The sequence below is a fragment of the Acetobacter sp. AAB5 genome (assembly GCF_050106715.1).
Lineage (GTDB): Bacteria > Pseudomonadota > Alphaproteobacteria > Acetobacterales > Acetobacteraceae > Acetobacter > Acetobacter oryzifermentans.
Genome location: NZ_JBNIEW010000002.1, coordinates 146,936 through 172,918 on the forward strand (window position 1 = coordinate 146,936; position 25,983 = coordinate 172,918).

Here is a 25,983-nt window from a genome sequence, read left to right on the forward strand (position 1 = left end):
GCAGCTTTTTTGTGTGTTCACCCCTTGGCGGAAGGGTGTTCCGCCAAGGTTAAACGCAACGGGCTAGGCTTAGGCCGGAACCTTGCAGCCAATGCACAGCTTGTTGCCATCCGGGTCCCGCAGGTAAGCCAGATACAGCGGGCCCATGGGGGTCTGGCGCACGCCGGGTGGGTTTTCAATGGCCTGTCCGCCATTGGCAACACCAGCTTTGTGCCATGCATCGGCCATAGCTGTTGTAGCGGCTTCCAGCCCAATGGTGCCACCGTTGGCGGGGGTGGCGGGTTTGCCGTCCAGCGGCTTGGTTACTACAAAGCGCTGGCCGTGCTTGGCGTAAACCAGGCGGCCATTGGGGTGAATTTCTGAAGGGGGAATATCCATAGCTTCAAAAATAGCGTCGTAGAATTTTTTGGAACGGGCAATATCGTTGCTGCCCACCACAATATGCGTAAACATCAGATGTAAATCTCCGTCTGTTATGACGGAACGAACCTTACGCGCCTGCTTTCAAGAGGGAAAGGCCGCCTAGCTTATGCCCGCAATGCGCGCAAATTTACGCTGACGGCTGAAAAACAGTTTTTCCGCAATCCAGAACACAGCGCTCTGCCATTTGCCGTGGGGGGTAACGCCAATGGTTTTGAACACCATGTTGGTGACACGCCGCAGATGCTGGGGCTGATAGTTTTTCATGGCGCGGGACATATACGCCGCAATGCAGCGCGTGTGGTCATACGGCATATCTGCGGGGTCATTGGTGGTGTGGTAGGCGGATGCCAGTTCGTCATCCTCGCTTTCCGTTACGCGGCCAAGGGCAATGCGTGCGCGTTGCAGCGTGCCAATGTTTTCGCGCTTTAGGTAGCGGTTCATGTGGTCGTAAAACAGTTTGAAGTGGCGGAACTCATCCGCTGCTATCTGTTTACAAAGGGCTTTTAAAACGGGTTCTTCCGTAGCGTCGGCCAGTGCGGAATAAAAGGAGGATGTGCCTGTTTCCACCATACATCGGGCAATCAGTTCCCCCGTGCGGGAGCCACGGACAGATTGTTCCACTTCCAGCGGAATCTGGTAAAAATCCCGGTAGCGCTCAAAGGCGGCGTGGTAATCCCACGTGGGGTCTGCCAGCATGGCCCAACGGCCCAGCGCATCACCATGCTGTACTTCTTCTATGGCCCAGTGGTCTGCTGCTTCTCTAAAGTCCGGATCATCGCGGAACACATTATTAAGGTACAGCGCGTAATCCACACTGTTGCGTTCCACCACCGAGGCCGCCTTGATGGCTGGTACCAATTGCGGATCTACTTTAGAGGGATCAAACTGATCCCAAGGCAGTTGGTCGATCTGCCAGTGTTTCATAAGCCCGGGCCTCCCTTTCCTGCCTTTGTTTGCGCGTGTGCGTGGTTTATATGCCGTGCAGGCTGGGTTTGCGCCAGAGCCAAGGCATGAAAAAACCTGATGGCCGGATTTCTAGACCATCCGGCCTTGGCGTGAAAAGCTGAAAAAAGGCCCTACAGCCAGATAACACCCAAGGTGTGTTCTGGCTGCCGTACTATAACGCGGCACGGGTTTATAAAGGTGCTGCGTGCTGTTTTAACCTGCGTTGGGTGGCACAATTTCTGGCAGCTCATCACCCGGCTGCGCGGGCGGAAGCTGGCGGGGGCGGCGGTTTTCATCCAGCGCCACAAAAATAAATTCGCCTTCCGTTACCTTGGATGTCAGATGCGTGTGGCGGGCGCGGCGCCATGTTTCTACATGAATGGTAAGCGATGTGCGGCCCGCGCGGATAATGCGGGTATAGATGCTCACCTCATCCCCCACCACCACGGGTTCCATAAATACAAGGCTGTTGATGGCAATGGTGGCACACCGCCCGTTGGCCCGAAAAGCTGCCGTGGTGCCCGCTGCAAGATCCATCTGAGAAACAATCCACCCCCCAAACACGTCTCCCGCCGGGTTGGTATCTGTGGGCATGGCCACCACGCGGATGGTGGGGATATCGGTTGGGATTTGCGAATTATCTGAACGGGGCATGCAGTACTGTTCCTTCTGGCAAGGGCCTTATGTTCTGACTTGCAGGGAAGAAAGCCGCCCTGCACGAAAGCATTGCCAGCAGGATAGCGCGTAAACATGACGGGATGCAGCTTCAGTTTTTCGTGATCAAACCTGCCTTGAGCGTAGCGCGGGGGCGGTTTGGCTGGCGCGTGCGGGGCCTGTGGGGCGATGAGGTAAAATTTTTCAAAACGTTTACTGTTTATAAATAAATTTAAAATAAAAATGAAATCGTCCCGCGTTAATACTTAATAAATAGTTAACGGGGACTTTATTCATGCAAAAGGACCCGTTGGCCATGGCCATCAATCTACTGTTTGACAAGGTTATAGATTACTCTGTTGAGGATCTGCTTAACCTTAACGTAACTGGCAACATTCTGATCACGCGGGATGCCAACACCCCGGCGGGAGACCCCGTGGTGGTAAACCTGAGCAACCTTGCCGATGTGCAGGCGCTCAGCCGCATTGTGGTGGAAAACGGCGCAACTGTGGTGGCTGGCGGCGGCCTGGCATCTGTTGGGGCCATTAAAAATATTACGGTAGATGGTGGCACGCTGGAACTGGGGGGAAATATTATTTCCGCCAACGTGCTAAGCTCTATCAATGTTGGGCCAGATGGCGGCAACATCAAGGTGGATAGTGCAGGCGTTGGCGTGGGTGTACTTTCCAACGTGGTCACGTTTATTGATTCAAACGGCAAAACAACAAGCACCGTTCCCCCAAACTTTACGGTAGATTTTCCGGATTCCTCCAATGTGTGGGGGTATTATGATCCAATCACAAACACCACCACGGTGGGGCTGGATCTGAATATCCTTAACGTTATTGATGTATCGCTTGGCCCAAGCATTAAGGTATCTGGCAACCCATTTGGATTGACATGGTATGTTCCCAAGGAATGGACAAATAGCTCCAACCCGGATGGCACGGGCGGTATTCTTATCTGCTATCTGGCTGGCAGCATGATCCGCACCCCCAATGGGGATGTAGCGGTAGAAGACCTGCGCGTGGGTGATACCGTGCTGGCTTATGGAAAAGGTGAAGCAGAACCCCGCCAGATTGTATGGGCAGGCCATGCACAGGCTACGGTAAACCCCACCTTGGCGGATGATGAGGCCGGATACCCCGTGCGTATTGTGCAGGATGCCATAGCAGATGGCGTGCCTTACAAGGATATGCTGGTAACGCCCGAACACTGCCTGTATTTTGAAGGGCGCTTTGTGCCGGTGCGTATGCTTGTAAATGGCAGCAGCATTTTTTACGATCGCACTTTTACATCCTACACCTATTACCACATAGAAACGCCCGAACATGCTGTTATCATGGCCGATGGTGTGCTGAGCGAAAGCTACCTGGATACGGGCAACCGTGCCAGCTTCCGCAGTTCTGGCATAGTGCTGGCCAGCATTGGCAGCAAACAGCGCGATTGGTCTGCAGATGCCGCAGCCCCTTTGTGCACGCAAAAAGAATTTGTGCAGCCTTTGTTTGAAAAAATTGCAAACAGGGATAACGCTTTGGGGCATGCCCCCGCACAGCTTGCCCGGCGTGAGCTGCTGACAGACCCGGATATCTGCCTGCAAACCAACACCGGCAAGCGTATCCGGGCCATAAAGGTGCAGGATGGGCACTATACCTTTATGCTGCCAGAAAATGTGCAAAGCGTGCAGATTGTCTCCCGCGCGAGCCGCCCGTGTGATGTAGAAGGCCCGTTTGTAGATGATCGGCGCAAATTGGGTGTGGCCATTGGGCTGATAACCCTGTGTGATGCCCGAAATGTGCAGGAAATTTCAACGCATTTACAAAATAAAGATATCCCCGGCTGGTACGTTCTGGAACAGGGTGGCGCAGCCCGCTGGACAAATGGCAACGCCATGCTGGATCTGGAAAGCCGACCAACATCTGGCATGCGTATGCTAAGCATGCAGGTATTGGCCGCTGGCCCGTATCTGGCATCAGACACGCCAGCACATCGGCTTGCCAAAACGGCCTAAAGGTTTGGTATAAAAAGCAGGGTGGTTTAAAAACATCCTGCTCTACACGTTAAAAACGGGGTATCGGCTGCTTTTGTGCAAGCCGAAGCCCCGTTTTTTATTGGCTTTGGGGCTTTTTGTGCGGCGTGCAGGCCCCACACCATGCGGCAGGCCCAGCTACAAAGCCTTGCAGGGGCGGCCATACTGGCCCGTGTGGGGCATAAATAATGTAAGGGGCCGCCGCGTTAGTTGCGGATGAGCATGTAATTAACCGTCACATCAAAGTTAATGAACTTATCTTTCATATCCGGCGGCACGGGTGGCAGTTGCGCCCCGTGGAACATGCCTATTGTTGCGGAATCCAGATCGGAGGAGCCAGAGCCGCTGGTTAGGAACACTTTGAACACATGCCCCGTGCGGTCCAGAATAACATGCACCGAGGATGGGCCTTCATCCCCTCGTTCTGCCGCATCTGGCGGGTAATACAGGTGGCGCTGGATCCATTCATCAATTTCCGCCGCGTAATCACTGCTCACGCCATGCACTGTGGTGCGCGATGCGTAATGGGCGTTCAGCTCACCATTTTCCACCATTGGGCCAATGGAAAGATCAATCGGGGCGCTGGAACCACCGGGGCGGCCATGCTGCTTGCGGCGTGGGGCTGGGGCCTCGTTAAAGGACATATCCATTGGGTGGTCCAGCGGAGAGGGCTTGTGGTGGCTGGGCCGGGGCGTGGGCTTGGCGTGCGGTGTGGGGCGCGCAGGCTGCGGCGTTTTGGGCTTGTGGCCCGTAACCGGATGAGATGGCTTGGTTTGTGTTTTATTTTCTACCGGCTTGGGCAGCCCATCATCAGATGGCGGCAGAATGGGGGCGGAGGGGGCTTCCTCTGCCGGGGGTGTGGGCGTGGGTTCGGCATCTGCCGGGGTTGGGGGTTCGTTGCTGGTTTGGGCGGCGTGTTTGGCCTCGTTCCCGCCACCTGCATCGGGGGATTGTGCGCCCACCATACCGCTGGAAGCCTGCGGTTGAGAAAACACCATTTCCACCCCGGCGGATTGCTGGGCCGCATCGGGCGAGCCTTGGGGCTGATGGTGCGTGGCCTTATACAACAAGGCGGCCAGCAGCAGCACATGTGCTAGAAAAGAGGCCGTAAGCACAGGCCCCAATGTGGGATCTGCGTATATTTCCTTGCGGATAAGCGGGGTAGAGGTGCCGCGTACGTTAACGCCACGTGTGCGTGGCACAGGTGCTGCGGGAAAAAGCCGTGCGCGCACATCTTCCGTATCCGGTTTGGATGTGCGCAGGCTGGCGGGGTTTTCCGCAGCGTTTGTGCCGCTGTCGGGCAGCAGCCGGGGTTCCTGTCTGGCAGGATGGCGGGAAGAACTGAACCTGTCGATCATGACCCGCCCGTTATTCTCCACCTGTTCCGCAGGGTTTACGCATACCGGCCCCATGCCAGTGTGGTGCGTATTGTGTCATGGCTGCTGCTGTGGTGCCAGAGAGAAGTTTGCACGAAGTTTGCCACACCGTATGGCCCCGCACATGCACGGGCCATACGGTGTGGGGCAGGTATGGGCGTTACCAGATTTTTACGCGCTGATCTGGCGCAAGGTAGAGCTTATCTGTGGGCTGCACCTTCCATGCATCGTACCATGCATCAATATTGTGCATAGGCATGTTCACCCGCGCCTGCGGGGGAGAGTGCGGATCTGTCACCACCAAGCGGCGGATGGTTTCTTCGCGCAGCTTTTCACGCCAGACCTGCGCCCAGCCAAGGAACACGCGCTGGTCCCCCGTTAGGCCATCCAGTTCTGGCGCGGGCTTGCCTTTAAGCGCGGCATGATACGCATCTAGCGCCAGCGTAAGCCCGCCCAGATCGGCAATGTTTTCACCCATTGTCAGCTTGCCGTTTACGTGCACGCCGGGCAGCACCTCAAACGCATCAAACTGTGCGCCAAGCCGGTCCGCCAGTTTTTGAAACCGGGCGGCATCTTCCTTTGTCCACCAATCATGCAGGCGGCCGTGTTCATCAAACTGGCGGCCTTCATCATCAAAGGAATGGGTCATTTCATGGCCGATCACACCGCCAATGGCCCCGTAATTTACGGCCATATCCGCCTTGGGGTTGAAGAATGGCGGTTGCAGAATGGCAGCGGGGAACACAACCTGATCAAACAGCGGGTTGTTGTAGGCGTTTACGGTTTGGGGTGTCATGTCCCATTCATCACGGTCCACCGGCTGGTCCAGCCGTGCCAGCCAGTAGCGCCATTCATACGCCACGCCGTTGCGGGCATTGCCGTACACATCGCCCTTATGCACCTCAAGGCTGGCATAATCGCGCCATTTATTGGGGTAGCCTACCTGAACTTCAAAGTTTTCAAGCTTGCGTAGCGCGGCCTGCTTGGTGGAAGGGCTCATCCACGTATTGTTGCGCAGGCGGATGCGGAAGGCGTCTTTCAAATCCGTGGTCAGCTTTTGCATGGTGGCGCGGTTTTCTGGCGGGAAGTAACGCTGCACATACACCTTGCCCAGCGCCATACCCATGGCAGAACTGGTGGCCTGCACGCCGCGCTTCCACCGTGCGGGCAGAGAGGGCTGGCCGGTAAGGGATTTGGTAAGCGCAAAACGCGCCTGCTCAAACCGATCTGGCAGGTAGGATGTGGCGTTTTCTACCAGATGCGCGGCCAGCCATGCCCGCAGCGTATCCATATCCGTATCGGCCACCACGCGGGCTTCTTCCGTAATGGCGGAGGGTTCGCCCACAATCAGCACGCGCTTGTCCAGCCCCTGTTCGGGCAGGCCCGCGGCAGAGAGCCAGATAGACCATTCAAACCCCGGCGCGTTTTTGGCTAGGTCTGCCACCGTCATCGGGTTGTAGGTTTTTTGCGGGTCGCGCAGGGTTTCACGCGCCCAATGGGCTTTGGCAAGGCGTGTTTCAAACGTAACAATAGCTGTGGCGGCTTTTGCGGGTTCTGGCCAGTCTGCCAGTGTTAGCGCCTTTTCTACATAAGCCTGATAGGCCTTTTTCTTGCTGGCGAATTCTGGCTTCAGGTAATAATCGCGGTCTGGCAGCCCCAGCCCGGCCTGATCCAGATTAAGCGCATAGTGTGTGGGGTCTTTTGCATCCGGGTTGATACCCAGAGAGAACGGTGAGAACTGGAAGTTGCCGGGGCAGGAGCCTGTAAGGGCTGCCAGATCAGAAGGCGTTTTAATGGCGCGAATGGCGTCCAGATCTTCCTTAAGCGGGCGGCTGCCAAGGCTTTCTACTGCGGCCTCATCCATATACGAGGCGTAAAAGGTGCCCAGCTTTTCTTCAATACTGCGCGGGTTTTCCACCGGATGGGCGGAAAGATCATTCAGAATACCCTGTACCCGTGTGCGGGAAAGCTCGGCCAGCGCGTTGAAGGGGCCATAGCTTGTCATATCTGCGGGAATTTGCAGGTGGTCCAGATAGGTGCCGTTGGCGTAACGGAAAAAGTCATTCCCCGGTTTTACGCTTAAGTCCCGGCCTTCCAGATCTACCCCCCAAGCGCCAAAGCTGGCGGGGGCTGGCTGCGCTGTGGGGGCAGATGGCGCGGCATGTGCGGGGGCATTGGCAGTGGCGCCAACAAGGGCGGCAGAAAGCAACAATGCGCCACGCAGGGAGGAACGGGAGAGGAATTTGGACAAATGGAGTCTCCGCTTTCTTTCTTCTGGGTCTGATGCGTGGGGCAAGCCCCACCTCTCAGAGTGTTCGGAAACAAAGAATATTCTGCCCCACCTTAGCCTTGGCATGGAAGGCTGCCTACCCCGTGCAGGACGGGCAATGATGGCAGGCCCTATGAGAATGAATTTTTCTGCCAGCCCTGTATGTGTGCTTGCATCTTGCAGGCATCCCCCGCATTAGGGGGCTGAAACACACATAAATGTTATGCGTTGCACGTTATGCGGCGGCCCGCAGGTGCACACAAGCAAGGGGTATGGCGTTATTTCTGGCCGAGCAAAATACAGGCAGCATGCCGCCATATGGCGGGGGCCACAGCAACAGCGCGTGCGTGTTGCGGCGCATCGGGCGCGCCGTGTTTTGCGCTGTGCCAGCATTATGGCGCTGGGTTTGTGGCCCATTATGGCGCAGGCTGCCCCGCCCAAAACAGCACATACACCCGCGCATGCACATGGGCGGCCTGTTACAGGTGTGGGCCGGGGGCACCACGCAGCCCCACCTGCGGCGGTGGAAGCGCGCAGCAGTACATCTGTGCAGGTAAACGCCCACCGCTACGATTACATGTTTCAATCCGCCCAGCATGAGCCAGATGCCACCACGCACCTTACGGCGGAGCTGTTGCGCAACCGCGATATTACCACCCTGCGCGGGTTGGAGCACGTAGCCCCCAACTTAACGATGCAAAGCATCAACGGCACGGCCTCTACCAACTTTTACCTGCGTGGTTCCGGGTTTAATGATTTCACCCAGAACAACATGCCCACCGTGCTGACCTATGTGGACGATGTTGCCTACCCCTATGCCGCCATGACAGACGGCATGATGTTTGATCTGGCCAGCGCCAGCGTAACCCCCGGCCCAGTAGGCACAGAGCACGGACAGTCCACCACGGGTGGGGAAGTGCATTTGCGCACGGCAGACCCAACAGATACGTGGCATTTTGGGGCATCGCAGGATATTGCCTCCTACGCCCGCAGCCGGAGCGAGGCCTATGTTTCTGGCCCATTGGCCAAGGGGCTGGATTTTCGGCTGGCGGGGCAAACACGCCAAGGCGGTGGCTGGCAGCGAGACCCCGAAAATGGAGACCATTTAGGGGATGCCGATTTATGGGCGCTTCGCGGCAAGCTGCGCTGGCGGCCGGATGATAAAACCACCATCCAGCTTGGTGGCCATTTTGTGCAGGACAACAGCGAAGTTGTAACCCCGCAAGCCGTGCATCGCATTATTGGCTCCACCCCGCTGCCCGATTACGGCATGGGAACAGATGCGCAATGGTCCTCCAATTCCACCTTTGACAAACTGATAGGCCGCCGCGATGGGCTAAAACCCAGCGAGCACAACCAGTACTGGGGCGCGGATGTGCATATCATGCACGATTTCGGGCCGGTAACATTTACATCTGTAAGCGCGTTTGAAACCGAACGGCGTGGGGAATACACGGATCAGGATGGCACATCACGGCAGGAGGCCGATACCTACCGCACCATAGATGGCAACGTGTTTACGCAAGAAGCGCGGCTAAACGGCTCTGCCCTTGGTGGGCGGCTGAACTGGGTTGTGGGCGGGTATTATCAGCGCAGCCAGATGAACCAGCGCTTCTTCTTTAACTACACAGATTACGCCGCGCGTGGGTATATGATGTCCACCTCCTTCGGGCAGAACCAGCAGAGTGTTTCGGAATTTGGGCATGTCAGCTACCGGTTGCCGCATAACGTTACCATCTGGGCGGGGCTGCTGCATGAACTGGATGACCGCGGCATAACGGGCCTGACATCGCAGATATTTGGCGGGGCTACGCATAACTTCCACGCAGAAAACACGGCCTCCAACCAGTTTGCGGGGCAGGTGGGGGTTTCATGGCAGTTTGTGCCCAATGCCATGCTGTATTACAAAATGAGCAAGGGCTTTAAGCCCGGTGGCTTTACGGCCAACAATACGCAGGTGCAGGCGCAGCTAGACCCCTTTCACCCCGAAACGGTGCTAACATACGAGCTGGGCTTTAAATCAGACCCCATACCCAACCGTTTGCGCATTAACGGTGCGGCGTTTTATAATGATTACCATAACCAGCAGGTTGTGGGCACGGTGCTGATTCCCGATTACGGCCCGTTAAGCGAAATTACAAACGCCCCTAAATCTGAAAGCTGGGGTTTTGAGGCCACGCTGGAGGCCAACCCCATAAGCCGTTTGCACATTATGCAAAACATTGGCTGGCAGCGAGGGGATTTTCAGAACTTCCCCAATGTGGACCGCACCGCCACCAACGCCTATTACGCCCAGCACGGCACATGGAAAGCAATAGAGCGTAACTTTGCCGGGGTGGATAACGGTTCCCCCAAACTCACACTGAATGGTGAGGCTATGTGGCGGCAGCCCTTGGGCAAAGGGTATCGGCTGGATTTTGGGCCGGATTGGCAATACCGGGGCAGCCAGGCCATTGTGGTGGGCGGCACGGGGTATCAGCGCCTGCCATCTTACTTTTTGCTGGGGGCGCACGTCACGTTCCGCCCGCCTTCGGGCAAGTGGGAGGCCACGCTTTACGCCCGCAATATTCTGGATAAACGCTACGCAGAAAGTGGCGGCATGGCCACCACCACGTATTTCTATATTCCCGGTGAGCCACGCTTTATTGGCGGGCGGGTTTCCTGCGGGTTTTAAGTATTAAATCAAGTATAACAAGCGCGTGATTCACGTTTTAGAGAGAAATAGGACGGAGCTGGTCACTAAAAATCTATTTCTTATTTACAGGTAACGCTGCTTGTATTGCCTCCGTTCTTGTTTTTTAAACGGAGGTCTGGTTATGGCCGGTAAAAACGGTGCGTGCCTGATTGCTTTGGCGTTGCTTTTGGGGGCGTGCAGTTCTCGCATTGCCCTTAACGAGGCCTCCTTTCCTATTCAGGATCTGCCGGTGCAGCATTTGGTGCAAACGCCGGTGGCCTATAGTTTTGCGCCGGGCTTTGCCAAGCAGAATGCGCAAATAGCGTGCAGCCTTGGCATAAATTACACCACAAATTTAGGAGCTTCTGCAGAGGAGCGGTTGCAGCAGGCCATTCGCTCCAGCTTTGCCCATGCGCAGCAGGAAACCCCAGAAACACGCGGTTATACAATGGCCCTTTCCCTGCAAACAGCGGATGAGCAGGTAAGCGTTAAGCCGGGCATATGGGATAACAAATACACGGTGGATACCACCCTAAAAGGCACTGTGCAGGTGCTTAACGCACAGGGCCAGCCTGTGCAGGTGGTGCCTATTACCGGGCAGGGCAGCAACACGGTGGCCGGAAGCTGCGGGGCGCTCAAACACGCCATGATGCAGGCGAGTGAAAAAGCCGTAGCCCAGATTGGCAATGACTTTGTAACAAAAGTGGCAAATGGCCATGTGCTGAACTAGCACATGGCCAAAGCCGGCCCGTTAAAGGCCGCAGGCCCTTATCTGCTACAGGGTAGATAAGGCCCGCTTATATAATACGCCACGCGTACAGATTAACATCAGGCAGAGCGTGCGTGTGTTTCTGTATTTTGGTGGTTTTCCACAACATAGGGGCCACCTGCCTGTACGGTAATGGACAGCATGCCAATCTTGCCATCGGTAAGATATCCATCCAGAGGCAGCAGGGCATCACCATCTGTCCATGCGCAGCCTGCGGCTTCCGTAGCGTACCAGCCTGCGGGTTTTTCTGTTTGAAGGTGCACGTTAATATTATGCACATCTTCGGCGCACAGAAGGTGCATGTTTGCAATGGCAACGCCCAGATAGCGGCGATCATCCACAAACGGGCCAATAATATCTACCGGACGGCTGGCGCGAGAAACAATGCGTACGGATTGCGTGTTAGGTGGCAGCATAAAGCTGTACTGGTGCGCGGTGTGGCGCACAGGGTGCACAATAGCCCCAGACTGCGTAACAAGGTGCAGGTTGGGGTTGGTGGTTGTTTCAACATTTCCCGCAGGTGCAGGGCATCCGGCAATGCTGTTTGTACGATAGGTGAGTGCGTGAAACAGAGGTTCCACAAAAGCACGATCTACGCATAAAGGCGCTGCGGCATCGTGCTCCCAGCTTTTGGCGGGCGTGCGCCCCAGCATAACAACGCTACCATCCTGCTGGAAGGATGCACGGTTGCCCGTATCCAGATAGCTTTCCGTGAGCACACCATTTGCCATGATGACGGCGTGTTCTGCGGTTTCAATGTGGTAATATTCGTAAGATACAATGGATGTATCATAGAAAATGGAGCTGCCATTTACCAGCATACGTGCAGGCACAAACTTGCCATGAAAGAACAGGCAATGTTCTGGTGTGATCAGCAGATCTGTGCTGGGTACATTGTCTGCCAAAGCATTGGCAACAATGCGGATGGGGTAGCCTGCTTCATCCCGCGTAAGGGCGGTGTTTGCCTTTGCCGGGGCATGGCCCGCCCATGTGACGCGGCTGACTTTTCTTTCGCCATCAGAATAGACAAAAACAGCATCGCCAATCTGAATATCTTCAATGGCGCGCAGGCCTTCTGGTGTTTCAATCAGGGCGCCTGCAAGAAAGCAGTTGATGGTTGCGGTATCACCATCATAGCCGATTTTATCGGGGGATTCTCCATCCACAAAGGTAAGGGAATCTACCAGAACATCATCTGCATTTGCGGCGTTAACAACTTTGTAGGTGTTATTGCCCAAAGGAACCCATTTGATTTGGATACCCGCGCCACCATCGGTAGATTGGCGGCTGCCAAAAGTAATGGCATCGTAACTGGAAAAGTTAATAACGGAGGGAACAGTGTTTTGCGCCCCCGAAAGGTTAAGGTAATTGGGGTTATCATTGTTGGCCGTTGGCCAGAAAGACGCAATAGACGTAAAAGTGCCTGAAGGCTGCACGGTAGAGTTATCAATCAGAACGGTGCCGCCCGTCATATCTCCATAGCTTATCAAATACAGCGAGTTGACCTGAAGCGTGCCGCTGTAATTATCCATACTGATATTGTTATCAACAGTAAAACCAACGCGTTGCGAAGAATCTCCGGTGTAATTGTTCAACGCAACATTTGTATCACCTGTAATGGTCAGGCTGGAGATTTCAACCGCAGATGGAATGTTGATTGTCTGATTTTGCGTTGCATTTGTGTCGATGACAACATCCGAATCTGAATCTGGAACGCCGTTAGACCAGTTGGCTGCGTTGTTCCAGTTGCCATCGCCTGCAGTGCCTGTCCATGTATCGGTTGTCATAAGCCACCTCAAAAAAGTTATATGATTTCCAACATATAAACTCACGATAAGATTCTGCAAGCATTTTTAAATATATAAGGGGTCAGTAATACATAATGTTGTTATAAAATTTTATTGTGGTAATTATTTTATTTTATGAATGTAAATATAAAATTATCTATTTTATAGATATAGAATAATTAAGTTAATGTTTTGGTGTTTATTTCTAATATTTTAACAAATAAATGAGATTAAATTATATTTTATAAGTATTTATTTCAAATAAATTTATGTGTATTTCAAATTGTTTTTATTTATTTGTGTGTTCGGGTTGGCTTTTCTGGATTGCCAAAGAAAAGCCACATTTTTTAATGGGAAATGCTTTTTTTATTTTATAAAAGGAAAAAACTTTTAGCAATTGTCAGTTCATGACTGTGATAAAAGGCATGAACTGACAATGCTTTACCGAAAACAGAGGTTAGTAAATTTCGGGCACAATCATGGTGTCTGGCGTGGGCTGGCGTTCGTAATCTGCATGATACACGCGCGGTGGCAGAACCACTTCGGGGCGCGGCACAGGCTTATACGGCACTAATGAGAGCAGGTGGTTAATGCAGTTTAGCCGCGCACGCTTTTTATCTACGGCCTGCACAACCCACCACGGAGCTTCCTCGATGCTGGATTTTTCCAGCATGGTTTCCTTGGCCTTGGTGTAGGCTTCCCACCGGCGGCGGCTTTCAAGGTCCATCGGGCTGAGCTTCCACTGCTTCAACCGGTCTTCCATGCGGGCGCGGAAGCGGGCTTCCTGCTCATCATCGGTGATGGAGAACCAGTATTTCACCAGCTTAATGCCGCTGCGCACCAACATGCGCTCAAATTCCGGCACAGAGCGGAAGAATTCTTCATATTCTTCATCGGTGCAAAAGCCCATTACGTGTTCCACACCGGCGCGGTTATACCAGCTACGGTCAAACAGCACGATTTCCCCCGCAGCAGGCAGGTGCGCCACATAACGCTGGAAATACCACTGGGTTTTTTCACGGTCTGTTGGGGCGGGCAGGGCGGCCACGCGGCAGATGCGGGGGTTGAGCCGCTGGGTAATGCGCTTGATAACGCCGCCTTTGCCTGCGGCATCGCGCCCTTCAAACAGCACCACAATGCGCTGGCCTGTGGCCTGCACCCAATCTTGCAACTTCACCAGTTCTGTTTGCAGGCGCACCAGTTCCCGAAAATACTCACGGCGGAAGGCGTTTTCAGATTCGGAAATGGTTCCGTCCAGATCGTCTTCCTGCAATTCCAGTTCTATTTCTTCGTCCAGGTCATCAATAATTTCCTGGCGCATCCGCTCACGTTCATGTTCCGCAGCGCGAAGTGTTTCTGTTGCCTGATCTGTCATATCCAAGGCCCTCAAGCAAAGAGCGGGGCACTTTGGGGTGCCCCGCTTATGTTGTGTTAGAAGATGTGGCGGAAGATGAAGTAAAGCACGCCGCTAATCAGCATGGCGGCGGGCAGGGTTGTTACCCATGCCATGGCCATGGCGCGCAGTGTGGCCCATTGCAGGCCGCCGCCCCCGGCAACCATGGTGCCAGCCACGCCGCTGGAAAGAATATGCGTGGTGGAAACCGGCAGGCCATAGCGTTCTGCCAGACCAATGGTGCCCATGGCCACCAGTTCTGCCGCAGCACCCTGAGCGTAGGTGAGGTGGGTTTTGCCAATTTTTTCACCAACGGTCACAACAATGCGCTTCCAGCCCACCATGGTGCCAAGGCCCAGAGCCAGCGCCACGGCAATTTTAACCCATGTGGGAATAAAGCGTGTGCCAGCGTTAAGCTGCCCCATAAACTTGCTTAGCTCTGCGGTTTCATCACCCGTAAAGCCAGAAACCTTGCCCATGTTGCGCACGGCTTCTGCCACCAGATACATATCCGTGCGCACGTTTGGCACGGCTGCTGCCGGAATAGCCTGAAGGGAGTGATAGCTGCCAACAGACTGCGCAATATCATCAGACAGCACGCCAAGGGCGGAATAGATTTCCGGGCGGGCTATTGTTTTGGTGCGCAGCGCATCGGTAACCTGTGCGCGGGCTTCTTCTGCACTTGGCAGGCTAGGGGCGGGGGAGCCGTGCACTTCAAACACATGCGCGGCCTGCTGTGCGGTTTGCACAAAGGCGGGCATCATGTCATCCGGCATGGCGCGGTTAAGCGCATATGCCGTAGGGGCCGCACCAATAAGAATAAGCATGATAAGGCCCATGCCCTTCTGCCCATCGTTACTGCCGTGGAAGAAGGAAACACCCGTGCAGGTGCCTACCAGCAAACCACGGATCCACATTGGCGGCGGGGCATCACCCTCTGGGGCGCGATACAGGGCTGCGTTGCGGATAACCAGACGCATCAGGATTAACATGCCCGCAGCCAGCACAAAGCCGCAAACGGGGGAGAACAGCAGGGCAGAAAACACCTTGCGCACCTGAGACCAGTCCACCCCGTACAGGGCGCTACCAGCAGGAGACATGAGCTGGTTGGCAAAGCCAACACCAAGGATAGACCCCACCAAAGCGTGGGAGGAACTGTTGGGAATACCAAAGGCCCATGTGGCCAGGTTCCAGATAATGGCGGAAAGCAGCAGGGCAAAAATCATGGCATGGCCAGCGCCGCTGCCAACTTGCAAGATAAGCTCTACCGGCAGAAGCGTAACAACACTGTACGCCACCGCCCCGGATGAAACCAGAACGCCCGCAAGGTTCCACAGGCCAGACCACACAACCGCCACCAATGGGGGCAGGCTGTTGGTGTAGATTACGGTGGCCACGGCGTTTGCCGTATCGTGAAAGCCGTTTACAAATTCAAACCCCAGCGCAATCAGCAGCGCCAAGGCCAACAAAGCAAAGGCCCCAATGGCCATGCCGTTTTCACCAGCAGACCGCAGGTCTGCCAGAACACTATACCCTACAAAAACAAGAGCAGCCGTCACCACACCCATAAAGAACATGCGGAAGGCTTGGTTGGTGCCTCCCTTCATGTTTGGGCGTGGTGCGGCAGCCGGACTCAGCAACGTGCCGGACATGGATTTTTCCTGACTGTCAATTTCACTCTATGGGGGAAAAGCAGATATTTCCCCGTCCTGCTGTCAGGTTTCAGACGGCGTGGGCCGGCTTACCGGCCGCATGGGCCGCTGAAGCAGGGCGTGCACCAGCACACACCTTGCGGCGTGCGGTATGCGGCAGGGCTGCATACGGGTGCGGGGTGCCGTTACGTTCCCACACATATAGCAAAGTGGTGCGCCAGCGCTCACGCACGGCTTCGCGCCACTTTGGCTTATGTGCATCGGGCTGCATTGCAGTAACTGGTTCAGCACACATTGTCTGCTTCTCCTCCAAACAGGATGAGCAGTCCTTTAGCCCCTTGCCGGCCCATTGTGCGTGACGCTTTCATGACAAACGTTGAGAACCGCTCGCAAAAGAGTGAGGCTAACTCTCTGAAAACATGTTATTATATTGAAATAATAATATCACATATGCGTTAAAAACATATATTACCCTCTATAGGCCGGAACGCCGCCTTTCCTCCCTACGTTGGCACCCGTGTAACGCTGTGCAGATGTATGGAAAGGTCAGGCAGAACATGTCGGTTCAGATTTCAAGAGAAGCCCTGCTGCGTGCGTATCGGAGCATGCGTACCATTCGCGTTTTTGAAGAACGCCTGCACGTGGAATTTGCCACAGGGGAAATTCCCGGATTTGTGCACCTTTATTGCGGCGAGGAAGCCTCTGCCGTGGGGGTGTGCGCTAATCTGACAGATAACGATACCATTGCCAGCACGCACCGTGGCCACGGGCACTGCATTGCCAAAGGCGTGGAAGTGGGCGGCATGATGGCCGAAATTTATGGCCGCCATACCGGTGTGTGCCGCGGTAAGGGAGGGTCCATGCATATTGCGGATCTTTCTAAAGGCATGCTGGGGGCCAATGGCATTGTGGGTGGCGGCCCACCGCTTATTTGCGGGGCTGCCCTTTCTCATAAAACGCTCAAGGATAACGGTGTGGCCGTGGCGTTTTTTGGTGATGGCGCTTCTAACGAGGGCACCACGCTGGAAAGCATGAACCTTGCCTCTGTTTGGCATCTGCCCGCTGTGTTTGTGGTGGAAGACAACGGATATGGAGAGGCCACAGGGGCATCTTACGCCTGTGCAGGCACGCAAAAGGATAGGGCCGCCGGGTTTGGCCTACCGTATTTTTCCTGCGAAGGAGATGATTTTTTTGCAGTGTATGAAACAGCCCGCAACGCCATAGATCACGCACGCTCTGGCGAGGGGCCGGTGATGCTGCATGTGCATCTCAGCCGCTGGTATGGGCATTTTGAAGGCGATGCCATGACCTATCGCAAGGCCGGGGAAGTGGCCGAGCAAAAGAAAGATCATGATTGCCTCAAAAAGTTTCGCGCCCGCGCGGTGGCGGAAAACCTGCTGCCCGAAGGCGATATGGATGAAATAGACGCCGCCGTGGCGGATGAGGTGGAAAGCGCGGTTGTAACCGCCAAGCAGGCGCCGTGGCCGCAGGACAAAGACCTGATGGCCGATGTGTATGCGCGGTACTAACCCTTCCACCAGTTTTTCAGCCACACAGGCAAACGGGAACCAGAACAATGGGTAAAAAAAGTTTCAGACAGGCCATTAACGAAGCCCTGCGGCAGGAAATGCGGCGTGACCCACGGGTGATCCTGATGGGCGAGGATATTGCCGGGGGCCGTGGCGGCACCGCTGGCATTACAGATGCCTGGGGCGGCGTGCTGGGCGTAACCAAAGGGCTGTGGGAAGAATTTGGAGATGACCGCGTGCTGGACACGCCTATTTCCGAAGCGTCCTACATTGGCGCCGCCGCAGGTGCGGCCGCTACCGGCCTGCGCCCGGTGGCCGAGCTGATGTTTGTAGATTTTGTGGGCTGTTGTCTGGACCAGATCATGAATCAGGCGGCCAAGTTCCGCTACATGTTTGGCGGTAAGGCCACCACGCCGCTGGTTATCCGGGCCATGTATGGCGGCGGGTTTAGTGCGGCGGCCCAGCACAGCCAGGCGCTTTACCCGCTGTTTACGCATATTCCGGGGCTTAAGGTTGTTATCCCGTCATCACCCTACGAGGCCAAGGGCCTGCTGATAGAAGCTATCCGGGATGATGACCCCGTGATCTTCCTTGAAAACAAAGTCATGTATGATGATGAGGAAGACGTGCCGGATGAGGCCTACACCATCCCGTTTGGTGAAGCGAACGTGACGCGTGAAGGAGAGGATGTCACCATTGTTGCCATGGGCCGTATGGTTGGCATGGCCAACGCCGCAGCAGATGAGCTGGAAAAGCAGGGCATTAGCTGCACAGTTATAGACCCGCGCACCACATCCCCGCTGGATGAAGAAACCATTTTAGAATCCGTATCCGAAACAGGCCGCCTTGTGGTGGTGGATGAAGCCAGCCCGCGCTGCAACATGGCGTGCGATATTTCTGCCCTTGTGGCGGAAAAAGCGTTTTTCAGCCTTAAAGCGCCTATCCGCCGTGTGGTGCCGCCCCATACGCCAGTGCCGTTTTCCACCCCGCTGGAAAAGCTGTACATGCCGGATGCAAACAAAATTGCCGCCGCTGTGCGCTCCATTACCTCCAGCCAGAAGCAGAAGGTTGCATAAGCCATGACAGACACCATTACAGCACTGACAATGCCCAAGTTTGGCTTGGCCATGACAGAAGGCAAGCTGGCATCATGGACAGTATCTGTTGGCCAGAGCGTGCAGCAGGGTGATGAGCTGGCGGATATTGAAACCACCAAAATTACCAGCAGTTATGAAAGCCCCGCCGCAGGCGTGCTACGCAAACAGGTGGCAGAGGCGGGGGAAACCCTGCCCGTAGGCGCACTGATTGGCGTTCTGGCAGATGCTGAAACGCCAGATGTGGATATTGAAGCCTTTATCAAGAACTTTCATGCAGACAACCCGCAGGATGCCGCGGCAACGCAGGATGCCACCGCCGGGGAACCCAAGCAGATCACGGTGGGCGAGCACACGCTGAATGTGCGTGATGTAGGCACGCAGCAGGGCACGCCCATTGTGCTGGTGCATGGTTTTGGTGGAGATATCAGCAACTGGCTGCTCACGCAGGATGCTTTGGCGGCAGACAGGCGCGTGATAGCATTTGACCTGCCGGGGCATGGGGCTTCCTCTAAAAACGTGGGTACAGGCACGCTGGCGTTTCTGGCCGGTGTGGTGAGCGACCTGCTGCAAACGCTCAAGATAGAAAAAGCCCATGTGGTGGGCCATTCTTTGGGGGGCGGCATAGCGTTGACCTTGCTGCGAGACCACCCAGAGCAGGTTGCCAGCCTAAACCTGCTGGCCCCCGCCGGGCTGGGCAAGGATGTGAATGCAGATTTCATCAGCGCTTTTGTGGATAGTGAAAGCAGCCGGGATATGAAGGCTGTTTTGCAAATGCTGGTGTATAACAAGGCACTTGTTGGCCGCAAAATGGTGGATGCCGTGCTGCGTGCCCGCAGGCTGGATGGCGCGCGGGATGCCCTGCACGTTATTGCCAAGGCGTGCTTCCCTAACGGGCATCAGGCGGATGATTTGCGCTCCGTGCTGGCCGGGGCCGAAACACCTACCCAGATTTTCTGGGGCAAGGAAGATGAAATTCTTTCTGCCTCCAACGCCTCTGGCCTGCCGGATATCATACCGGTAACAGTGTTTGAAGAAACAGGCCATCTGCCGCAGCTTGAGCGTGCAACAGATATTAACAAAGCCATTGCCGTGTTTGTAAAAGACCCCGAAGCCGCGCTGAGCATGGCCCGGATGGACGCCACAGCCTAATACCCCAAGCTCTCCCCAACATGCCCCGTCATGCAGGTGCCTTCTATACATAAAGTGTAGAGGGCATCTGCATATTGTTTGTTAAAAACGCTGCATTGTTCTTTAGATATGGGAAGCCATGTTATGACATGCACGCATTTCCGGCACGCTGAATCCGGGTGCATGAAATTGATCTGGATCAAGGGAGAGGCGATCAGAAAGCGGTGATACTCCTAAGCGTGATCACAAGGGCGCCGCGTGCCGGGCCCTTGTGCCAGAACAAGGAGGATAAAATGACCAGTTACGTGAATACAGGCCGCTCCCCAGTTGTGCGTGTTCCTGTTGGCACGGTACGTGTGGCAGATCCGTTTTCTGTTCTGCAGCGGCAGATGAGCCGTTTGTTTGAAGATTTTAAAACACCAGAAGGGGCCGCCGCCGCGACAAGCCGCTTGGGTGCAACCGATATTACAGAAAATGCCAGCGCTTACGTGGTTGCCACGGAAGTGCCGGGTTGTTCTGAAAATGACATCAAGCTGGGCACAGCCAACGGGCTGCTGACCATTAGCGGTGAAAAGAAAAAGCCCGAACTGGCAGAAGGCACAAAGCACCACGTTGCGGGCCGCCAGTTTGCCGCTTTTGAAGATTCCTTTGCTATTCCCGAAGATGTGGATGTGGATAAAATTTCTGCCAGCATTAAAAACGGTGTGCTGACAGTAACCATGCCCAAAAAAGCAGAAGCCAAACCGGCAGAACGCCAGATTGCCATTAAGGCAGGCTGAAAACAGCGGAGCCTTAAAACCCCGCTAGGAAAGATAGATTTATGAGCACGAAAAACAAAACAGTACAGATCGGCAGCACCAAATACGAAATGCTGGGCGTTATCAATGATGGTGACAGCAAGGTGCGGCTGAAGGACAGCGCAGGCAAGGTGGAGGAAATGACAAGTGATTCCTTCATTACCCAGTTGAACGAAGGCAAGGCCAAGTATCTGGACTAATTAAGAAGCCGGATAGAAAGTTGTTGCTGTTGGCAGGGTGTATAAAGGCCCGCATTGTGGGGTTTACCCAACACACAAAGCGGGCGCTTTAAAAATACAGGGGCAGGCAGGATGCGGTGAACCTGCCTGGTCTGGCCCTTATACGGGTGGGCCGCCCCTGTGTGGCAGGTTTGCGTTATCAGGTTCCCGCACTGGCTGATGTTTTAAACAGGCCGGTGCGGGAATGCTTTTTTATAAACGGCGTGAAGTGTGGCCTAGTCCATCCGCACGGGTGGGCGCACAAAGCCATCCAGCCAATCCGTAAAGCAGGCAATCATGCCGCGGAATGGCCCATACAGTTCAAACTGATGTTGCCGATACAGCGCCATATGGCCCAAACGCGCGCTAAGGCCGTGCATAAAGCCGCCGCCAAAGGTTTTGCCATCTGCAAATGCGCCCCAGCCGTTGTAATCCCCCAAGGCCACAATGGCCCCGCGGTTTCTGAACTTAAAGGCAGGCACGGGCTTTTTGTTAAAGATAAAGCCCGGCAGATAGCGTGCCAGATGGTGTGCTTGCTGGCGGGCCACCTGTGCGGTGGGGGCCAAGGGGCTATCGCTAATAAAGGCGCAATCCCCCACAGCAAAAATGCTGTCATCCAGCGTGGTCTGCAAATTGGGGCGCACCAAAAACTGGCCGCCACGCCCACATTCCAAACCATCCATTTGGCGGGTAACATCGGGGGCTTTTACGCCCGCCGCCCAAACACGAAACTGTGCATCTACACGGGTGCCATCTTTAAGCATAAAGCCGTGTTCATCCGCACCGCTGACCATTGTGCTGGTGAGCACCTTGATCTTAAGCGCTTCAAGCTGCTTTTGCGCGGCGGCAGACACGTTTTCGGGGAAGGCAGGCAAAATACGCGGCCCGGCTTCCAACAATGTTACGCGCATTTCCGGTGTAACAGGCGTGAAGTTGTACAAAGAGCCAATATCCAGCGCCTTGTGCAGTTCAGCCGCAAGCTGCACGCCCGTAGCGCCCCCGCCCACAATGGCAATATCCAGCGGAGACCCCCGGCCATAGGCCTGAATAACCGCATGGCGGAAGCGCTCGTTAAAGTTATTGGCTTCTACAATGTTGTCCAGGAAGATGCAGTTTTCCACCACGCCGGGCGTGCCAAAATCATTCGCGCGGCTGCCAATGGCAAAAATCAGCACATCGTAATCCAGATACCGCTCATCCAGCAGCACCTCGTGGTCTTCTTCTTCCAGCGGGGCCAGCTTCAGGCGCTTGGCGGCGCGGTCTATCCCGGCAATTTCACCATAGCAAAAGCGGAACCCATGCGCCGCAGCGTGGGAGATAAAGGTGATGCGGTCATTCTCGTTTCTGGCTGTGCCCGCAGCAAAGCAGTGTAACATGGGCTTCCACACATGGCTGAAGCCCTTGTCCACCAACGTAATATCTAACTTGCCGGAGCGCCCAAGGCTGTTGCCCAGCCGCGTTGCAATAGCCATGCCTGCAACACCGCCGCCAACAATAACCACCCGAAACCGATCACTCATCCCACAATATCCCCCTTGCTCCGCACCATGCGGCGCGGAGGAGTGCCGTGCAATCCACTACTTGTTGATCTCACGCACCCGTTTATTGTGTTCTACCGTGGTACGCGCCGTTTTGATGCCCAAAGCGGGCGTAATTAGGAAGCGGCTAAATCCACCACACCAATTACACCTTCTTCGGTGCCAAAACCCAGCGTGCAGCCATCTGGGCTATAGGCCAGCGCCGTAATGGCCCCCGCCTTGCCCAGTGATACGGGCAAAACCCGCTGGGTAGATGGTTCCATCATTACAACGGTACCATCTGCAAAGCCAGCGGCCACAACCTCTTGTTCTGGGTGAAAGGCTACGCGGGTGCACAGCGCACCGCCTGCGCCCGGCAGTTCCATGGGCGGTTTGCCCATAGGGCCACCCCCAAAAAACGGCCACATCACAACGATGTCAGCACCGCTGGTGGCCAGCCATTTGCCGTTTTTGGAAAAGGAGAGCGAGCGCACCTTGGTGGGGTAGCCGCTCATGCGCATGTTGTGGCCATCTGCCAGCCGCCAACCGTGCAGGTCATTATCCTGCATGGCGGTTACTACGGCATCACCCGCCGGGTGCATGGCAATATCAAGGTGGCTGCCTTTCCATTCCAACTGGCGGGGCTTGCCATCCTTGGATTGGGTGAACCACACAGAAACACCATTGTAGTGAGAAACCGCAATGCGCTTGCCTTTGGGGTCAAACACAATGCCGCCCACGGTGGTGGGGTGTTCCAGCGTGCGGGTTACGGTGCGGCCCGTGGCATCGCGCAGTTCTACATTCTTGCCCGCAGCGGCGGCAATTACGGCAGATTTGGCATCTACATAGGTGGTAATATGTTCCACCCAGCGGCGGCCTTTGCCCAGTTCTTCAATCTCGCCAGATGGATCAAGGCGGCACAGGCGGCCATCATCACCCCCCGTTAAAAAGCAATCGGGCAGCGTATCGGCAGAAAGGCAAAGGGCAGGGCCATCATGCACGGCATAGGTGTTCCATGCCTCTGGCGTAAGCTGGTCTTCACGGTGCACCACCACCACATCACCTTCACCCGTGGTAAAGGCAAAGCGGCTGTTATCCCGCGTGGCGGCGCAGGCGGTAATTTCACCTTCCACTTGTAGGTGGGCGCCGCGTTTTTCAATAAGGCCGCGTAGGCTTTGTGTCTCGGTGCTCATGCGGCAATGCAGCTTTCAAGCCCACGGCGTAGCTGGGGCCGGTTAAGGTTGCGGCCAATGAACACAAGGCGGCTTTCACGCGGTTCATCTTTCTTCCACGGGCCGATGTTGTCTCCATCCGCCATCATGTGCACGGCCTGAAAAGCAAAGCGATCATGCTGGCCTGCAAAATCCAGAATGCCCTTGGTGCGCAGGATATCTCCGCCTTTTTCCTGCAACAATGCGCTTACCCATGCCTGAAAGCGCCCGGCATCTAAGGGCTGCTTGACGGTAAGGGAAACGCTGGTGATATCCCCTTCATGGTGATGTTCTGGCGTGTGTTCCAGAAAATCCGGGGCGTTTTCCAAAATGCGTTCCAGATCAAACCCGCCGCGGTCCATCACGTCTGTAAGCTTTACGTTGCCCTTTTTGGCGGGGTAGATGGGCGCTGCGGCATTAATCTTGCGTATGGCGTCTTCCACCGTTTTTAGCTCGGCGGCATCTACAAGGTCTGTCTTGTTCAGGATAATTACATCCGCAAAGGCAACCTGCTCGTGCGCTTCGGGGCTTTCCTTTAGCGTGGTCAGGAAGTTGCTGGCGTCCACCACGGTTACCACGGCGTCCAGCTTGGTTTTTGCACGCACATCTTCATCGGCAAAAAAGGTTTGGGCCACGGGGGCAGGGTCTGCCAGGCCGGTGGTTTCTACAATAATGCCATCAAATTTGCCGCGCCGTTTCATCAGCCCGTTTAAAATACGGATCAGGTCTCCGCGCACGGTGCAGCAGATGCAGCCATTGTTCATTTCGAACACTTCTTCATCTGCATCCACAACCAGATCGTTATCCACGCCCAGTTCGCCAAATTCGTTAATGACCACGGCGTATTTGCGGCCGTGCTCGGCGGTTAGGATGTGGTTGAGCAGCGTGGTTTTGCCCGCGCCCAAAAAGCCGGTCAGCACGGTTACCGGTATGCGGGTATCGGGCGCGGCGGCGCTTGCAGGCGCTGAAGATGCATCGGACATCGGGAATGAACCTTTCCAGTACAAACAACTGTTGCAACATATAGGGTGCAATAGCGCTATAGGCCAGAACCTAAGCCAACCGGCGGATCAGCCCTGCTTTGAGGAGGAAGACCGCCCGCGAGAGGCCTGGCGTGCGGTATCTGTGGCCGTAACAACAGATGCGCTGTTTTGTTTGGGGGCGGTGGTGCGCACAAAACGCACGGCCAGCGCACCATACAAGGCATGGCTGCACAGGGTGCGGGAAACGCCAAAGGCCAGAAAGGCGCTGGCCAGCAGGGCAAGGGTAATCTGCTGGTTATCGCACATTTCCATTACAATAACCGTGGCGGTAAGCGGAGATTGCGTAACCGCTGCAAAATAGGCCACGGTGCCCAGCAGCACCACGGCCCCCGGTGCGGTGTGGGGCAAAAACTGCGCCACCCAGCCACCCATGCCCGCGCCCACAGAAAGCGAGGGCGCAAACAGCCCGCCGGGAATGCCCGAACAGTAAGATACAATGGTGGCCAGCAGTTTCAGCACAAAAAACGAGGCCGGATACTGGTCTGACCCCATAATGATGTCACGCGCCTGCACGTAGCCTGTGCCGTATGTCATGCCGCCAGAAATCAGGCCGATAAAGGCCAGCAACACCCCGCACAGGGCCGCAAACGCAACCGGATGGCGCGTAATAAACGCCCCAAAAGCCCCCGGAATACCACGAGACATGCGCACCAGCAGGGCAGAAAACCCACCCCCGCACAGCCCGCCAATAATGCCGCACGCCAGAACGGCCAGCCAGCTTGTACCCACCGGCACGGAGGAATAGGTGTGCCCGAAATACGTGTAGTTGCCCACAAGTGCGATAGCTGTTACGCCGGAAATCACCACGCATGTCAGCATGGTGCCACTGGTGCGTTGCTCGAAGGAGTGGGCCAGTTCCTCAATGCCAAACACAATGCCAGCCAGCGGGGTGTTAAAGGCGGCGGCCACACCTGCGGCCCCTCCGGCTTTAATAAGCGCACGTTGGCGGGTAATATCTGTAATGCCCATATAGTGGCCCACCGTATGCATGATGGAAGCCCCCACCTGCACGGTTGGCCCTTCTCGGCCAATGGATGCGCCAGAAAGCAGCCCAAGGCATGTAAGCAGAATTTTGGCAAAGGCAATGCGCAGCGCCAGCACCTTATCTACAATGGCGCTGTTATTAAGGTGCATGCACGCAATGGCCTGCGGAATACCGCTGCCCTGTGCGCCCCTAAACCATGTGCGCGTGAGCCACGTAGAAAGCGCCAGCCCACCGGGGGTTACCAGCAACATCAGCAACGGGCTTATTTTTAAAATGTGGTCTCGCACATGGGCGGCGGCATCGGCCAGCGTGGCAAAGCCTACGGCCACCATGCCCACCATAATGGCGCCAGACCAGTAAATAAATTTTCTGCGCCAGTTTACGGTGCCCGCTTTGGCATGTTCTCGCAAATGACGAAGGGATTCAGTCGTGGGGAACACGCTGGCAGGCATGGGCGGCATCCGTAAAGGCATAAAGGGCAGGAAAA

21 protein-coding genes are annotated in these 25,983 nt (G+C 55.4%); 8 read left to right on the top strand and 13 right to left on the bottom strand.

Translation table 11 applies throughout. The features are described 5' to 3' along the window. Positions 1–69: 69 nt before the first annotated feature. The 3 genes from ACP7IZ_RS02895 to ACP7IZ_RS02905 all read right to left on the bottom strand — a co-directional run bounded on the left by ACP7IZ_RS02895 (position 70) and on the right by ACP7IZ_RS02905 (position 2,022). On the bottom strand, positions 70–453 hold the full coding sequence (locus ACP7IZ_RS02895; RefSeq protein WP_414144889.1) for a VOC family protein: 384 nt from the start codon (positions 451–453) through the stop codon (positions 70–72). Between the two features lie 69 nt (positions 454–522). After that, positions 523–1,347: a ferritin-like domain-containing protein gene (locus tag ACP7IZ_RS02900; protein WP_426847771.1), complete on the bottom strand. Its 825-nt coding sequence runs from the start codon at positions 1,345–1,347 to the stop codon at positions 523–525. 234 nt (positions 1,348–1,581) lie between these two features. After that, positions 1,582–2,022: an acyl-CoA thioesterase gene (locus ACP7IZ_RS02905; protein WP_426847772.1), complete on the bottom strand. Its 441-nt coding sequence runs from the start codon at positions 2,020–2,022 to the stop codon at positions 1,582–1,584. A 316-nt stretch (positions 2,023–2,338) separates the two neighbouring features. On the opposite strand from ACP7IZ_RS02905, the gene ACP7IZ_RS02910 reads away from it, so the two are divergent. Then, positions 2,339–4,033 (top strand): Hint domain-containing protein, encoded by a 1,695-nt coding sequence (locus tag ACP7IZ_RS02910; protein ID WP_426847773.1) that lies wholly within the window; start codon positions 2,339–2,341, stop codon positions 4,031–4,033. A 224-nt stretch (positions 4,034–4,257) separates the two neighbouring features. Here ACP7IZ_RS02910 and ACP7IZ_RS02915 read toward each other — a convergent pair whose 3' ends face one another. Beyond that, the gene (locus tag ACP7IZ_RS02915; protein WP_426847774.1) at positions 4,258–5,463 is read right to left on the bottom strand and encodes an energy transducer TonB; all 1,206 of its coding nucleotides are present in this window, start codon (positions 5,461–5,463) and stop codon (positions 4,258–4,260) included. A 124-nt stretch (positions 5,464–5,587) separates the two neighbouring features. After that, entirely contained in the window at positions 5,588–7,783 is a 2,196-nt protein-coding gene (locus ACP7IZ_RS02920) for a M13 family metallopeptidase (RefSeq protein WP_426847775.1), read from the bottom strand. Positions 7,784–7,919: 136 nt separating this feature from the next. On the opposite strand from ACP7IZ_RS02920, the gene ACP7IZ_RS02925 reads away from it, so the two are divergent. Both ACP7IZ_RS02925 and ACP7IZ_RS02930 read left to right on the top strand, forming a co-directional pair. Then, the gene (locus ACP7IZ_RS02925; RefSeq protein ID WP_426847776.1) at positions 7,920–10,370 is read left to right on the top strand and encodes a TonB-dependent receptor; all 2,451 of its coding nucleotides are present in this window, start codon (positions 7,920–7,922) and stop codon (positions 10,368–10,370) included. Between the two features lie 142 nt (positions 10,371–10,512). Next, complete coding sequence (locus ACP7IZ_RS02930; RefSeq protein ID WP_426847777.1) at positions 10,513–11,100, top strand: hypothetical protein; 588 nt, start codon at positions 10,513–10,515, stop codon at positions 11,098–11,100. A gap of 98 nt (positions 11,101–11,198) precedes the next feature. Here the strand turns inward: ACP7IZ_RS02930 and ACP7IZ_RS02935 are convergent, their stop codons facing one another. From ACP7IZ_RS02935 to ACP7IZ_RS02950, 4 genes are all read right to left on the bottom strand, one after another. Then, positions 11,199–12,926, bottom strand: a complete 1,728-nt coding sequence (locus ACP7IZ_RS02935) for a Hint domain-containing protein (protein WP_426847778.1) — start codon at positions 12,924–12,926, stop codon at positions 11,199–11,201. A gap of 457 nt (positions 12,927–13,383) precedes the next feature. Beyond that, the gene (gene ppk2, locus ACP7IZ_RS02940; RefSeq protein ID WP_063353661.1) at positions 13,384–14,301 is read right to left on the bottom strand and encodes a polyphosphate kinase 2; all 918 of its coding nucleotides are present in this window, start codon (positions 14,299–14,301) and stop codon (positions 13,384–13,386) included. A 56-nt stretch (positions 14,302–14,357) separates the two neighbouring features. Next, a complete protein-coding gene (locus ACP7IZ_RS02945) occupies positions 14,358–15,971 on the bottom strand; it encodes an inorganic phosphate transporter (protein WP_426847780.1) in 1,614 nt (537 codons plus the stop codon). 70 nt (positions 15,972–16,041) lie between these two features. Then, a complete protein-coding gene (locus ACP7IZ_RS02950) occupies positions 16,042–16,266 on the bottom strand; it encodes a hypothetical protein (RefSeq protein WP_170315329.1) in 225 nt (74 codons plus the stop codon). 238 nt (positions 16,267–16,504) lie between these two features. Here ACP7IZ_RS02950 and ACP7IZ_RS02955 point away from each other — a divergent pair, with 238 nt between their 5' ends. From ACP7IZ_RS02955 to ACP7IZ_RS02975, 5 genes are all read left to right on the top strand, one after another. Further along, positions 16,505–17,500 carry a thiamine pyrophosphate-dependent dehydrogenase E1 component subunit alpha gene (locus ACP7IZ_RS02955; RefSeq protein ID WP_035354178.1) on the top strand — a complete coding sequence of 332 codons (996 nt, stop codon included), beginning with the start codon at positions 16,505–16,507 and terminating at the stop codon, positions 17,498–17,500. 47 nt (positions 17,501–17,547) lie between these two features. Then, a complete protein-coding gene (locus ACP7IZ_RS02960) occupies positions 17,548–18,576 on the top strand; it encodes an alpha-ketoacid dehydrogenase subunit beta (RefSeq protein WP_426847781.1) in 1,029 nt (342 codons plus the stop codon). Between the two features lie 3 nt (positions 18,577–18,579). Beyond that, entirely contained in the window at positions 18,580–19,746 is a 1,167-nt protein-coding gene (locus ACP7IZ_RS02965; protein ID WP_006117117.1) for an acetoin dehydrogenase dihydrolipoyllysine-residue acetyltransferase subunit, read from the top strand. A 203-nt stretch (positions 19,747–19,949) separates the two neighbouring features. Next, entirely contained in the window at positions 19,950–20,504 is a 555-nt protein-coding gene (locus ACP7IZ_RS02970; RefSeq protein ID WP_170315330.1) for an Hsp20/alpha crystallin family protein, read from the top strand. Between the two features lie 41 nt (positions 20,505–20,545). Continuing rightward, positions 20,546–20,722 carry a hypothetical protein gene (locus tag ACP7IZ_RS02975; RefSeq protein ID WP_162870722.1) on the top strand — a complete coding sequence of 59 codons (177 nt, stop codon included), beginning with the start codon at positions 20,546–20,548 and terminating at the stop codon, positions 20,720–20,722. 254 nt (positions 20,723–20,976) lie between these two features. Here ACP7IZ_RS02975 and ACP7IZ_RS02980 read toward each other — a convergent pair whose 3' ends face one another. The 4 genes from ACP7IZ_RS02980 to ACP7IZ_RS02995 form a co-directional block, all read right to left on the bottom strand. Continuing rightward, positions 20,977–22,260, bottom strand: coding sequence for an NAD(P)/FAD-dependent oxidoreductase (locus tag ACP7IZ_RS02980; protein ID WP_426847782.1), 1,284 nt, complete (start codon positions 22,258–22,260; stop codon positions 20,977–20,979). Between the two features lie 134 nt (positions 22,261–22,394). Further along, positions 22,395–23,450 (bottom strand): WD40 repeat domain-containing protein, encoded by a 1,056-nt coding sequence (locus ACP7IZ_RS02985; protein ID WP_063353667.1) that lies wholly within the window; start codon positions 23,448–23,450, stop codon positions 22,395–22,397. Beyond that, positions 23,447–24,451, bottom strand: a complete 1,005-nt coding sequence (locus ACP7IZ_RS02990; protein ID WP_426847783.1) for a CobW family GTP-binding protein — start codon at positions 24,449–24,451, stop codon at positions 23,447–23,449. Before ACP7IZ_RS02990 ends, ACP7IZ_RS02985 begins: the two co-directional genes overlap by 4 nt. Before the next feature lie 87 nt (positions 24,452–24,538). Beyond that, a complete protein-coding gene (locus ACP7IZ_RS02995) occupies positions 24,539–25,948 on the bottom strand; it encodes a chloride channel protein (protein ID WP_426847784.1) in 1,410 nt (469 codons plus the stop codon). Positions 25,949–25,983: the final 35 nt, after the last annotated feature.